The organism is Acinetobacter sp. ANC 4470 (genome assembly GCF_002135335.1).
Taxonomy (GTDB): domain Bacteria; phylum Pseudomonadota; class Gammaproteobacteria; order Pseudomonadales; family Moraxellaceae; genus Acinetobacter.
This window is the reverse complement of sequence record NZ_NEGC01000001.1, coordinates 643,452-656,672: the sequence shown is the minus strand read 5'-3', so window position 1 is coordinate 656,672 and position 13,221 is coordinate 643,452. Positions and strand designations below refer to the sequence as shown.

14 protein-coding genes are annotated in these 13,221 nt (G+C 38.8%); 8 read left to right on the top strand and 6 right to left on the bottom strand.

The features are described from left to right. Positions 1-48: 48 nt before the first annotated feature. The 3 genes from purC to dapA are packed head-to-tail and all read right to left on the bottom strand — an operon-like array spanning position 49 to position 2,323. Positions 49-768, bottom strand: a complete 720-nt coding sequence (purC, locus tag B9T25_RS02980; RefSeq protein ID WP_086186973.1) for a phosphoribosylaminoimidazolesuccinocarboxamide synthase — start codon at positions 766-768, stop codon at positions 49-51. A 36-nt stretch (positions 769-804) separates the two neighbouring features. Next, positions 805-1,410 carry a lipoprotein-34 precursor (NlpB) gene (locus B9T25_RS02975; protein ID WP_086186972.1) on the bottom strand — a complete coding sequence of 202 codons (606 nt, stop codon included), beginning with the start codon at positions 1,408-1,410 and terminating at the stop codon, positions 805-807. Between the two features lie 13 nt (positions 1,411-1,423). After that, positions 1,424-2,323 carry a 4-hydroxy-tetrahydrodipicolinate synthase gene (dapA, locus tag B9T25_RS02970; protein WP_086186971.1) on the bottom strand — a complete coding sequence of 300 codons (900 nt, stop codon included), beginning with the start codon at positions 2,321-2,323 and terminating at the stop codon, positions 1,424-1,426. A gap of 720 nt (positions 2,324-3,043) precedes the next feature. Between dapA and mhpT the strand changes: the two genes are divergently transcribed. The 3 genes from mhpT (at position 3,044) to B9T25_RS02955 (ending at position 6,138) form a co-directional block, all read left to right on the top strand. Further along, positions 3,044-4,252, top strand: a complete 1,209-nt coding sequence (mhpT, locus tag B9T25_RS02965; RefSeq protein ID WP_086186970.1) for a 3-(3-hydroxy-phenyl)propionate transporter MhpT — start codon at positions 3,044-3,046, stop codon at positions 4,250-4,252. A gap of 194 nt (positions 4,253-4,446) precedes the next feature. Continuing rightward, positions 4,447-5,067: a bifunctional nicotinamidase/pyrazinamidase gene (pncA, locus tag B9T25_RS02960; protein WP_086187044.1), complete on the top strand. Its 621-nt coding sequence runs from the start codon at positions 4,447-4,449 to the stop codon at positions 5,065-5,067. 114 nt (positions 5,068-5,181) lie between these two features. Continuing rightward, positions 5,182-6,138 (top strand): bile acid:sodium symporter family protein, encoded by a 957-nt coding sequence (locus B9T25_RS02955; RefSeq protein ID WP_086186969.1) that lies wholly within the window; start codon positions 5,182-5,184, stop codon positions 6,136-6,138. 58 nt (positions 6,139-6,196) lie between these two features. On the opposite strand, the gene B9T25_RS02950 is transcribed toward B9T25_RS02955, so the two are convergent. After that, positions 6,197-7,450: a hypothetical protein gene (locus B9T25_RS02950; RefSeq protein WP_086187043.1), complete on the bottom strand. Its 1,254-nt coding sequence runs from the start codon at positions 7,448-7,450 to the stop codon at positions 6,197-6,199. Between the two features lie 77 nt (positions 7,451-7,527). Between B9T25_RS02950 and serB the strand changes: the two genes are divergently transcribed. The 3 genes from serB (at position 7,528) to B9T25_RS02935 (ending at position 10,126) form a co-directional block, all read left to right on the top strand. Beyond that, positions 7,528-8,748, top strand: coding sequence for a phosphoserine phosphatase SerB (serB, locus tag B9T25_RS02945; protein ID WP_086187042.1), 1,221 nt, complete (start codon positions 7,528-7,530; stop codon positions 8,746-8,748). A 413-nt stretch (positions 8,749-9,161) separates the two neighbouring features. Next, a complete protein-coding gene (aciT, locus tag B9T25_RS02940) occupies positions 9,162-9,497 on the top strand; it encodes a ciprofloxacin tolerance protein AciT (protein ID WP_086186968.1) in 336 nt (111 codons plus the stop codon). 149 nt (positions 9,498-9,646) lie between these two features. Continuing rightward, positions 9,647-10,126, top strand: coding sequence for an SCP2 sterol-binding domain-containing protein (locus tag B9T25_RS02935; protein WP_086186967.1), 480 nt, complete (start codon positions 9,647-9,649; stop codon positions 10,124-10,126). An 83-nt stretch (positions 10,127-10,209) separates the two neighbouring features. Here B9T25_RS02935 and dtd read toward each other — a convergent pair whose 3' ends face one another. Further along, a complete protein-coding gene (gene dtd, locus B9T25_RS02930; RefSeq protein WP_086186966.1) occupies positions 10,210-10,650 on the bottom strand; it encodes a D-aminoacyl-tRNA deacylase in 441 nt (146 codons plus the stop codon). Positions 10,651-10,921: 271 nt separating this feature from the next. Between dtd and B9T25_RS02925 the strand changes: the two genes are divergently transcribed. Next, positions 10,922-11,122, top strand: coding sequence for a CopG family transcriptional regulator (locus B9T25_RS02925; RefSeq protein ID WP_086186965.1), 201 nt, complete (start codon positions 10,922-10,924; stop codon positions 11,120-11,122). 134 nt (positions 11,123-11,256) lie between these two features. On the opposite strand, the gene B9T25_RS02920 is transcribed toward B9T25_RS02925, so the two are convergent. Next, on the bottom strand, positions 11,257-11,613 hold the full coding sequence (locus B9T25_RS02920) for a hypothetical protein (protein WP_086186964.1): 357 nt from the start codon (positions 11,611-11,613) through the stop codon (positions 11,257-11,259). A gap of 333 nt (positions 11,614-11,946) precedes the next feature. Here B9T25_RS02920 and pncB point away from each other — a divergent pair, with 333 nt between their 5' ends. After that, a complete protein-coding gene (pncB, locus tag B9T25_RS02915; RefSeq protein ID WP_086186963.1) occupies positions 11,947-13,152 on the top strand; it encodes a nicotinate phosphoribosyltransferase in 1,206 nt (401 codons plus the stop codon). The last annotated feature ends 69 nt before the right edge of the window (positions 13,153-13,221 follow it).

Below are 13,221 nucleotides of genomic sequence, written 5' to 3'. Positions count from 1 at the left end.
ATAAAAAAACCGAGCTATCAGGCTCGGTTTTTTCAATCGGTATACGAATTAGATATCAGAAAGATCGATACCTAAACGTGTAGCCACTTCTTCATACGCTTCAACAACACCGCCTAAACCTTGACGGAAACGGTCTTTGTCGAGTTTCTTTTTAGTATCTTTGTCCCATAGGCGGCAACCGTCTGGAGAGAATTCATCACCAAGAACGATACGGTCGTGGAACACACCAAATTCAAGTTTGAAGTCAACAAGTAGCATATTGCCTTTGTCGAACAAATCTTTCAGTACTTCGTTTACTTTGTAAGTCAGTACTTGCATTTGTGCAAGTTGTTCAGCAGTCGCCCAACCTAAAGCAATCGCTTGAGATTCGTTGACCATTGGATCGCCAAGCGCATCGTCTTTGAAGAACAATTCAAATGTAGAAGGAGTAAGTTCTTTACCTTCTTCAACACCTAAACGACGGCACAAGCTACCTGCTGCGTAGTTGCGAATTACACATTCGACAGGAACCATTGCTAATTTTTTCACCAGAACTTCATTCGGAGAAAGAAGTTTCTCAAAGTGAGTTTCAATGCCAGCAGCAGCCAATTTTTCCATGATAAAGGCGTTGAAACGGTTATTAACCTTGCCTTTGCGATCTAGTTGTTCGATTTTTTCGCCATTAAACGCAGAGGCATCATCACGAAAGACTAAAATCAGGTGATCTTCACTGTCTGTTTCATAAACAGATTTCGCTTTACCAGTATAGAGCAAGGTTTGTTTCAACATTGGGGAACCTTTTTCAAAAAAAAATGCCTAGTACGACTAGGCTGGCCAATTTTGGTAAATCTGGGTTAATAATTCTGCAGCTTTTTCTTGGTCTGCAAAGCTATTATCGGCATTGAACACGGCTAGGTTATGACTTGAACCTACAGATGTCAGTCTTAATACATAGACCTTTTGATCGACCTTAATGGTTACTTCGTAACTATTTTTGCTCTGACCAACCACGGTATGGTTAAGGCTACTGAGGGTAGCAAGTGTATACTGCCAAATTGTAGCAGAATTTCCATCAATTTTAAGTAATGGATTCTGATTTCCATCACGAACGAGCTGTGGACGACTGACATTTGTACTGTCATTTTGGCTATTTATTGATGTGTTTTCCTGCGCTTTATCTGGACGGGGAATCGCAAAACGGTTGCCCTTTTTATTTTCCAGCTTAGGTGCGTGTTCAATGGCAAGAGGGTCAACCACTGGAGCTGGATACAATGGCGTTGCAGGTCGAACCATTGAGCCTTCAGGATATTTCAGAGGTTCAAGGGATGCTGTATTTTTATAATCAAGAGAACCATTGTTGATTCCCATGGAACTACAACCCACTAAACTGAATGCTGAAAGTGCAAGGGTTAAACCAAAACGTAATTGCATAGTGTTGTGCTCTTTATTGAATGACACCCGAAGCGTTTAGTGCTTCACGCAACGGTGTGCGATATTGTTCTGCAAGAGGAGTTAATGGTAAACGAATACCTGTACCAATTAATCCCATTTCATGGAGCGCCCATTTCACAGGAATTGGGTTAGATTCACAAAATAGAATATTGTGTAAATTTGCAATCTCGTTATTTAAAGCTTCAGCACGTTCCACATCACCTGAAATGGCAGCAGCACAAATTTCGCTCATTTCTTTCGGTGCGACATTCGCAGTCACAGAAATGTTGCCTTGTGCACCTAAGCCTATTAATTGGTATGCAGTTGCATCATCACCAGAGTAAACGGTCATTTCTTTGCCGTGTAATCCTTCAATCAGCGCTTGACCACGAGGTACATCGCCTGTGGCATCTTTAATGCCAATAATCTGTGGGATGTCAGCAAGACGAATCACCGTTTCATTGAGCATGTCTACACCAGTACGACCAGGGACATTATAAAGAATTTGAGGTAAATCAACTGCTTCAGCAATCGCTTTGTAATGCTGATATAACCCTTCTTGAGTGGGTTTATTATAGTAAGGGGTCACTAACAGTGCGGCATCTGCACCCAATTCTTTCGCTTCTTTAGTTAACTCGATCGCTTCATGGGTCGAGTTCGCGCCTGTACCCGCAATGATTGGAATACGTTTATTGGCTACACGAACGATTTCTTTAATCACTTGTGTATGTTCAGCCATACTTAAAGTGGATGCTTCGCCTGTCGTACCCACCGCAACAATACTGTTCGTCCCTTGTGCGATATGCCACTCAACGAGCTTTTCTAGACCCTTCCAATCTACGCTGCCATCTTCAAACATCGGAGTGACGATTGCGACAATTGAACCTTGGATGATCTGTGCTTGCTGAGTCATTTTAAAAAAATATCCTATTTGTCCATCCAGAAGAGGTAGAAAAACATAAATTTGAATGGGTGCGTATTTTGATTTATAGCAATTTCAATACGAGTGAAGTGAATTGAATAATGCTTATGCAAATTATGAACGAACAAACGATGAAGAACAATATGCTTTAGTCAAAGCATATAAAAACTTTATGCAAAGTTGTTGAAATAAATATAGCAAAGTTACATTAAAAAAATCTTTAGTTCTAAAATTTTAATTCACATCATTACAAGTATCACGCTATTTTCACATAAAAAATATGAGTAAAAAGGTTATATCTGCATTTTAAAAGCCAACAGTAGTAGTAATTCCGTGTAAAAATATCAGAATTTAAGATTTAATATGGATTAGCATAGACTTTTAAGCTATATAAAACAAGAATTTAATCTATGCAAAACAGCATTAAAAAGTTGCAGAATAATCAGTTAAAACGATGAGTCTCATTTTGTTATTTATCTATAAATATGCCTATAAAGTTGTAATTATAGAGAAAGACGTCAGTTTTTTACGGTGAGAATAGTCGGATTAAGTGTTTTTACGACTATTTGTTATGTCCATATAAAACGTTAAATATCCACTATTTTTGTTAATAAACTGTAAATCCTTCCACTTATTGGTAGTTATTTGAATTTCCTGAGTCATGGATGATGCTGTTCTATTTTGGACACTGATTGAATAGGGAAATTGCCAATGGAAAGATCAGATAACAGGCATGCCGCAATTACTGTGGCAATCTGCTTTTTAATTGCGGTTATTGAAGGTTTAGATATTCAGGCAGCTGGTATTGCAGCTGCGGGTATTCGCGAGGCTTTTAGTTTAGACAGTTCGCAATTGGGGGTGTTTTTTAGCGCAGGAATTTTAGGTTTATTACCTGGAGCGCTGATTGGTGGGCGATATTCAGACCGTATTGGTCGCAAAAAGGTATTGATTTGGTCGGTTGCAGTTTTTGCCTTATTTACCTTATGTACGGTATGGGTCAATAGTTTTAACAGTCTTTTATTGGTTCGTTTTTTAGCGGGTGCAGGTTTAGGTGCGGCAATGCCAAATTTAATTACGCTTGCTTCTGAAGCGGTTAAACTTGAAAACCGAGGGCGTGCTGTTGGTTTAATGTATTGTGGTATGCCTGTGGGCGCTGCAATTTTGTCGTACATTGCAAGTTTAGATTTTGGTTCAAATTGGAAAAATATTTTTTATTTGGGTGGTTTACTGCCTATTTTTGTCATTCCAATTATGATGAAATTTTTACCAGAATCACGTGAATTTTTAAAAGCGAAAAATACAGCGGAAACCACAGCAGTAATAACTCAGGGTTCTTTTAAAAATTTATTTAATAGCCATAACGTGGCACGTACTTGTTTAATTTCAGTGAGCTACTTCTTTACCTTGATGGTGGTTTACATCATGTTAAGTTGGTTGCCTTCACTGTTTATGGAACTGGGCTTTACTCGTAAAGAAGGCAGTACTGCACAATTTTTCTTTATGCTGAGTGCAACAGTTGGTACGGTGATGTTAGGCATGTTAACCGACCGCTGGAAAAAAACCTATGTGATTATTTTAATGTACGGTGGTATTTTAGCTGGTTTATTTTGCTTAAATGCAGCAAGCTCATTGACGCAAATGTATTGGGCTTCAGCATTGGTGGGTGCATTTGTGATTGGTTGCCAAGGTGTACTGTATGCGTTTGGGAGTATTGTTTACCCCACTGAAATACGTGCAACAGGTGTGGGTATGGCTTCAGCTGTAGGCCGTGTAGGCGCGATGCTGGGTCCTGCAATTGCAGGTCAACTTCTTGCTGCAGGTTTTGGGGCAGCAGGGGTTATTTCAGCTGCTATTCCTTGTATCATTATTTCAGCAATATTCATGTTGATTTTAGTTCGTCGCTTACAAACACCAGCTTAAGTTGTTGTTTGGTGAAATAGCTCGCATATTGCGGGCTATTTTTTATCTTGTATTAGCCAGTTGATTTGCCCAAGTATTCCTATTCTTTGTAGTGCGCGTTATTTTATTTTTATAATTAAGCCTGAATACTGAAATTTATTTTGTTATATGCTTAGTAACAAAAATGACAACAAACCAAGAATGGACTAAAAATGATGCAAAACAATACCGTGCTGATTGTCGTGGATGTACAAAATGGTTTTACCCCAGGTGGAAATTTAGCTGTGGCACATGCAGATCAGATTATTCCAAATATTAATCAATTGGCGCAGTATTTTGAAACTATTGTGATTACTCAAGATTGGCATCCTGAAAATCATGTGTCATTTGCTGTAAATCATGCCGCTAAACAGCCGTTTGAAACGATCGAACTGGATTATGGTACGCAAGTATTATGGCCTGTACATTGTGTGCAAGGTACGCCAGATGCAGAACTCCACCCTAATCTTCATTTGCCTAGTGCTCAATTGATTATCCGCAAAGGTTGCCATACGCATATCGACAGTTATTCTGCCTTTATGGAATCTGATCAAAAGACCACCACAGGTTTGGCTGGTTATTTAAAAGAACGCAGTATTGATACGGTGTTTATTGTCGGCATTGCCACAGATTTTTGTGTGGCATGGACGGCAATTGATGCATGTAAGTTTGGTTTTAAAACCTATGTGATTTCCGATGCCACCAAAGGCATAGACTTAAATGGCTCATTGCAGCATGCATGGCAAGAAATGCTGGCTAAAGGAGTGAAACGGATTTTGGTGAAAGATATTATTTAGCAGTATGCATAAAAAATGCACAATTATATCTAGAAAAGAAATACTTTAGCCTGATGGGATTGTAAAAAGTGATCTCAAGATTCGATACTAGAGTAAATATGGGATGTCACGGTTATGTCTACTTTTTTGCGTTTTACGCAATTTATTCAAAAAACTTTTGCGCTGTGGGTGGTGCTATTCGCGGGTATTGCGTTAATTGTACCTGAAGCTTTTGTCTGGCTCAAAGTCTATATTATCTGGGTGCTGGGCATTATTATGTTTGGTATGGGCATGACCATGACTGTAGATGATTTTAAAGGGGTATTATACAGTCCCAAAGCGGTAGCGATTGGTGTGGTGGCACAGTTTATGGTAATGCCAGGACTGGCTTATCTATTGTGTCAGTTATTTCAATTGCCACCTGCAATTGCCATTGGTGTGATTCTTGTCGGTTGTTGTCCGGGAGGAACAGCATCGAATGTGATTACCTATATGGCCAAAGGAAATACCGCTTTATCGGTGGCATGTACTTCCGTTTCGACCATTTTGGCCCCTGTATTAACCCCAGCGATTTTCTATCTTTTAGCCAGTCAATGGATTGAAATCAATGCACTGTCGATGCTCGGTTCAATTTTGCAAGTGGTGTTGTTTCCCATTATTTTGGGACTGATTGTTCGTTCGTTGTTAAAACAAAAAGTAGAGGCTTATATACAAGTAATGCCGCTGATTTCGGTGATTGCAATTGTGGCGATTGTCGCAGCGATTATTGCAGGTAGTAAGGCGCAAATTTTGGAATCGGGTTTGCTAATTTTAGGGGTAGTGATATTACATAATGGTTTGGGCTATTTGCTTGGGTTTTGGGCAAGTCGCTTCTTTAAATTGCCCTATGCCGATAGTAAAGCTATTGCCATTGAAGTTGGTATGCAAAATTCGGGTTTAGGCGTGGCTTTGGCAGCGGTGCATTTTGCGGCATCGCCAGTTACCGCAGTACCGAGTGCCATTTTTAGTTTATGGCACAACATTTCGGGGCCAGCACTAGCGACGTATTGGGCCAGTAAAGCCAATAAAATAAAAACAGACTCCATCGAATAGCCTGTTGTTTTAAGCGAAAAAAACCGAGCACATAGGCTCGGTTTTTTATTATTCTATTTTAAGACGCTTTCGATTGTTTGGCTTTTAAAATTTCAGTTCTGAAGGTTTGTGCCAGCTCAGCCACTTCGCTGTCCATACCATTCATCATAAAGGCATGACGCGTCAGCACATTGGTAGGATTGGGTATGCTGACCAATTGGTAACGATCTGAAATATCTTTGAGTAATTCGTTTGGCAAATGAATCGCACTTTCTTTTGCAGCCAATTGTTGAACCAGACGTTCCGCAGCTTGTACTGGTGTTAGGTGCATGGCATCGACATGACTAGAAATGGCACTACGGGTTTGTAAAACAAAGCGCTTTTCTTCGCGATAGCGTTTGTATAATACATCTGACAATAATTGAAATACGGTACTGATCATGACCAAACATTGCACCGCATTCGGGGTTTCTACCGACATGCTAATGGTTGCACCATGTTCATCAAATTTATGTACTGTAGAAATATCTGAACTATTGAGTTTGTAGTGCTGTACACACAATTCTGCTGTTTTATGCAGGAAAATCTGACATAAATTGAAATAAGGCACAGAGACTGTTTTATTGACTGAATCCATCAGTTGCTTAGGATCATAGAACTGAATATTTAAGGCAATGCAGTTGTCATTTAGTACGATAGGTTTCGACTCTTTGATTTTAGCTTTTGCTTGCGCGTTGTGCTGTGCTTGTGCAACTGCTACAGAGGCATTGTGTTGTTCTTGTTCTAAGGCTTGGGTTAAAGTTTGAATTTCATGTTTTAGACGTGATTCATTATTAATCCGTGCCAAATATTCGGTCCGGCTTGGACGGGCAATGGCACGATAAGCTAACCATAATAGGCCATGAATCATCAGTGATAATAAAATCGCGAGCCATTGAGTACGTAAAATTTCGCCAATACTAGATTGAATTAGGGTGATTTCAATACTGCCGACTTTCTTTTCATTTTGCAGTGCGTCACGAACAAAGACTTCACCTTGACGTGTTTTAGTTAAACCACCCGTTGCAAGTACCTGATTATTTGCATCTAAAATACGAATAGAAGCAACACTTGGGTTGGTTGCATAACGGTCAGCTAATAATGCTAAGGATACCGTATTGGCAGGTTCAAGCTCAGATAAGCTGTCTGTGACCAATTGAGAGGTCATCAGTTGTCCCTGACTGGTACGGTTTGCATTGAGTTGATGTGTCGTTGCAAGTACCAGTAAAAACGTGTGTAAAGCAAAACTTACAATTAGTAGGCTAGCAAATAGCCCTTGTCTAGGCGCATTCAACGTAAACTTCCAAGGCATTTATGTTCAAATTCGATTATGATTCTTACAATAGTTGTAGCTCAGATCCGAGTCAATTCATGCGAGAAATCATTCTTATATCATTTTTGGGACAAGACCAGCCTAATCAATTTACACGATTAATGCAGGTGTTGTCCGTACATTCTTTACAAATTTTGGATGTTGGACAAGCCGTCATCCATAACCAACTGACTTTAGGTATTGTTGTTTCGTCAGATGACCAAACTGCTACAGCATTAGCCATGAAGGAGATCTTGATTCTAGCACATGATATTGGCTTAACAGTGCGCTTTAAACCAATCTCTACAACAGAATATGATCAATGGGTCAGTGAGGGTGGTCAGACTCGTTATATCGTTACGGCACTGGCACCCGAATTAACGGCTTCACAATTACAAGCCGTGACCAAAATTGTCTCGAATCAAGGTTTTAATATTGAAACCGTGACGCGCTTATCGGGTCGTCCAGATCTAAATAATCAAACCGATGGACCAAAACGTTCTTGTGTACAATTTGGTTTAAAAGGACAAATGCTAGATGCTATCGCCATGCGTGCGGCATGCTTACGTTTATCCACTGAACTGAATGTGGATGTCGCGGTTCAAGAAGACAATGCATTCCGTCGTAACAGCCGTCTGGTCTGTTTTGATATGGACTCCACTTTAATTGAACAAGAAGTGATTGATGAACTCGCCATTGAAGCAGGTGTGGGTGAGCAAGTCGCTGAAATCACCGAACGTGCGATGCAGGGCGAACTGGATTTCCAACAAAGCTTCCGTGCTCGTGTTGCTTTGTTAAAAGGGATGGATGCATCTGTCTTACCTAAAATTGCAGAACGTTTAACGGTCACAGAAGGGGCGGAACGTCTGATTTCAACCTTGAAAGCATTGGGTTATAAAACTGCGATTCTTTCAGGTGGTTTCCAATACTTTGCTGAATATCTGCAAGCAAAATTAGGCATTGATGAAGTGCATGCCAATTTTTTGGATGTGCAAGATGGTAGGGTGACAGGCGAAGTCAAAGGTCATATTGTTGATGGCGCGCGCAAGGCTTTATTGCTGCGTGAACTTGCCGATAACATGGGTATTTCATTAGAACAAACCATTGCTGTGGGTGATGGTGCAAATGACTTACCCATGTTGTCCATCGCTGGTTTAGGGGTCGCATTCCGTGCTAAACCTTTGGTTCGTCAAAATGCAAATCAAGCGATTTCAAGCGTAGGACTAGATGGTGTGTTATATCTGCTTGGTGTACATGATAAAGATCTTAATCGTGCGTAAATATTGAAATTTATTGACAAAACGCGACAGCAATGTCGCGTTTTTTTGTGACAAAAATAGCTAAAAAACGATGAACGGTTGATTTGGGTTGTTGATAAAAACACCGTTCAATCCGTTCTGAAAAAATATTTTTTTAAGACTTTAAATGCATGGTTTTTTTGTAATGACACGGCAAGTCCGAGCCTATCTCACTTCTAGAAAAAGTTAAAAACAAAAAAATGTAATGACAAAATAATATTGCGACAAGGTGTGTCGCTTTATAAAAATACAAGACTTTTTTTCTTGTAAAAACTCCGCATAATGACTGCATAAGAAATTGATATAAATATATTCCATCATTTATTTAACGGTCATCGGGGATCTGGTTTAGGCAAAACTTAAATGTCCAAATTGGATCTTAGACGGAGGTTTTTATGGTCACAGCAAATTTAGCAACCATTGTGGGCTTAAGCTTTATTGCGGCTGCGTTAATAGCTGTTTTCTTCTCACCTTATCGTCGTTTGTTAAGCTTTATGTTCGCAGGGATGCTGTTTTGGGGGTTGATTGAAATCGTCCGCTTCAGTACACAAATGGTGTTTGAATTACCCATAACTTATAGTTATCTCACCGCGATCATGTCAGCGATGCTGATTGTGACGATGTTGTTATTGCGGGAAGACCGCCGTGCAGAACGTGCTTTAGTCAAACGTCGTTGTATTGAACATACCCCCGTGTACGAAGATGACCAACAGCAATGCTCGAGCCGTTAAAGCGACAGATCTAAAAAATATTAAAAAAGAGGTGTCGAAGGCACCTCTTTTTTTGTGCATTATTGTTATACAAAGCCTTACTTCAAAAAACACAACTTATGTTAGGATAAGCCGTCAATTTTCCAACAATTACAATAGGCTTAAATGTCATGAAACTTTCTTCGATTCCTGTCGTAAAATTACCACTGGTCGATGTCAGCACGGATCCGCTTGATTTGTTAGTGGCGGGCTTAGCTTTGCGCATGAAGCAGCTGGCGCGTACAAGCCCAAAATTTATTGAGCTGGTTCATGAACGTCAATTTCGTATTCAAATTGGTACCGATTTGGGTGTTGCACGTCAAATTATCGTAAACAATGGGCAAATTGACACCGTATCTGGTGATGCTGAAAAAGCCGACTTTGTTTTGCAATTTGCAGACAGTGAACAAGGTGTAAAAACTTTAATGAAAGGTGATCCGACCGCTTTCATGACTGGTATGCAAAATGGCAGCATTAAAATGGAAGGCGATTTTGGCCTTTTGGTTTGGTTTAATAAGGTCGCGAAATTGATTCCACCTAAATTACCAAAACCAATCAAAGAAAAAGTGAAATTGGTGCGTTCATTTATTCGTGAAAAAACGGGTAAATAATTAAATCTTAGATTCTCAAATGAATTAAAAAGCTCTGAATGATCACATTTCAGGGCTTTTTAATTTCTCATTGATTCGACCGTTTATTCAACTTCTAAATTGAAAGTCACAGGTCCATCATTGACCAAATGTACTTTCATGTCGGCTGCAAAAATACCGGTTTGTACATGTTCAAATTGGCTTTGAGTATAAGCAACCAGTTGCTCATATAAAGCTTTGGCTTCACTGGGCAGCATTGCTGGTCCAAAGTCAGGACGTAAGCCTTTCTGTGTTTGTGCCATTAAGGTGAATTGAGAAACCAATAATAATCCGCCACCAGCTTGAGCGACATTCCAGCCCATCTTGCCTTGTTCATCATCAAAAAAACGATATTTTAAAATTTTATCAATCAGCTTTTTGCCTTTTTCCAAAGTATCATCTTTACCTAAGCCCAAAAAAACTAAAATCCCTTTGCCGATTTGTCCTGTAGTTTCACCTTCTACCACGACTTTGGCTTCTAGAACTCTTTGTAATAATGCCCGCATATTCTGTATTCACATGTTAAATTTAACTTTGAATCAGTTTAACAAAGCGACTTATAAAAAGCTTGGATCGCACTATTTTATGTTAAAGTGATCGAGATAATAAAGGCTTACTTTAAATAAGGATTTGTCTGTATTCCTGATCGTGATAACTTTGCAGACATGCATTAAAATAAATAGGTTTAAAAATCGGCGATTTAAAAGAGCATGGCTTGATAATATTTAATGATAATAATATGATAATAATATGATAACTTTTCAGTGGATAAAACGTATGGAAAATAAAACCGCAAGATTGACGATTTTGATTGATCCAGTTAAAAAACAAGCATTTGAAGAATTATGTTATCGACAAGACTTAAAGCCATCACAAGTCGTGCGACAACTGATTCGTGAGTATTTAAATACATATGGCGTGGAATATGCGACAAAAATGAATTCGTCCAATTTAGATAAATCAACAAAAGATGAATAGATTTTATGAGGCCATTTTATAATGGTTTCGCTAGATTGATTTTATTTTAAATGAGCTGAGTCAGCGCAGTGCTAATCGAGAAATGAAAAAAAACTGTCCTAGAACTATGCTATGACAGTTTTTTTATGTCTAACTTAAGAAAAATCTAATTCTTTCTCAAATGTTTTTAATTCATGACGTGCCATTGCTAGATTTGCTTTTTGACGATCTAAAATCAAATACAGGAAAAGGTCTTCATTGCGATCTAATGGACGTAACAAATGATATTGTTTACCCAGTGTAATTAAAAGATCTTCAATTCGATCATTCAGATTAAGTGCTTTAGCCACTTTACGTTTTGAGCGAAGAACTTCTGTATTTCCAGCAGCAGCAAGCTCTAAATCAACACTTGAACCGATAGTTGCAAGTGCTAGACCGCTTGAACTGTCTACAAGTGCGGCAACCACGAAACCATCAATGTCATTCAGTTTGTCTAGGCTTATTTTAGCCATGGTGCAATTCCTTTTTACATAATTTATGGATTTGAACATAAATAAAACAGTCGAATTTATTGCGTGGATTGCCAATAAGATACTATTTTTATTGTAAATTATGTTAATGAATAAATAATTTTATTGCAATACTAGTGAATGAAAAAATATTTAATAATCATTATATGGTAATAATATGTTAATGTTTTGAGTTGGGCAAAAAAGATCCTCCGTTTATGATTCAATCACTCATTTTTTGTTAAAATGATAAAAATCTGATAATTCACATCTTTTGGGTTTGCAAGGGTAAATTAACTTTTTATCGTGATAAAAGAACTTCTTAGTGGGTCTGCTATGCAACCAATCATTCAATCTTTACTTGATACCGACTTGTACAAATTCACAATGCTGCAAGTGGTATTACATAAGTTTCCTCAAACGCATAGTGTTTATCATTTCCGTTGCCGTAATTTGGAAGATACAGTTTATCCACTGACGGATATTTTGGATGATTTGAATGAGCAGTTGGATTATTTATGTCAGTTGAAGTTTAAAGAGGATGAGCTGCTTTATCTCCGTAGTTTACGTTTTATCAAAAGTGACTTTGTTGATTATTTAGAATTATTCCAACTGAAGCGTCGTTTTATTCAAGCCAGTATTGATCCAGAAGGTCGTTTGGATATTTGGGTTGAAGGCCCGATGGTTCAAGCGATGATGTTTGAAATTTTTGTCCTCGCCATTGTCAATGAGTTGTATTTCCGCCGTATTCGTAGTGATGATGTTTTGGCTGAAGGCGAACGCCGTTTACAGGCTAAAATGGTGCTGTTGAATCAATATCAACAAGAACAAAACCCGAATGATCCACCCTTTTTAGTGTCCGACTTTGGCACACGCCGTCGTTATAGCTATGACTGGCAAAAACATGTGATTGAAGCCTTTAATCAAGCTGCGCCTGATATTTTCCGTGGCACAAGTAATGTCATGATTGCTAAAGAGTTGGGTCTAACCCCGATTGGAACCATGGCACATGAATTCCTCCAAGCTTTCCAAGCTCTAGATGTACGGTTACGCGATTTTCAAAAAGCAGCGTTGGAAACATGGGTGCAAGAATATCGTGGCGATTTAGGCATCGCGTTGACCGATGTGGTCGGTATGGATGCCTTTTTACGCGATTTTGATTTGTATTTTGCAAAGTTATTTGATGGTCTGCGTCATGACAGTGGCGATCCCTATGAATGGGGCGATAAGGCCTATGCACATTATAAAAAACTCAAAGTCGACAGCAAAAGTAAGATGCTGACCTTTAGTGATGGGCTGAACTTAGAAAAAGCATGGGCTTTACATCAATATTTTAAAAATCGTTTCCAAGTGAGTTTTGGTATTGGCACCAACTTAACCAACGATATGGGACAAACGCCCTTGAATATTGTGTTGAAACTGGTCGAGTGCAATGGTCAATCGGTGGCTAAAATTTCCGATAGTCCCGGAAAAACCATGACCGATAATGACACTTTCCTTGCTTATTTGCGTCAGGTGTTCCAAATCACTGAAACTGAATAAAAGTTATTTTTATATATCTGATTTTTTGCTAAGTGAATGCAAAAAATCAGAATAATAGTGAAAATGACT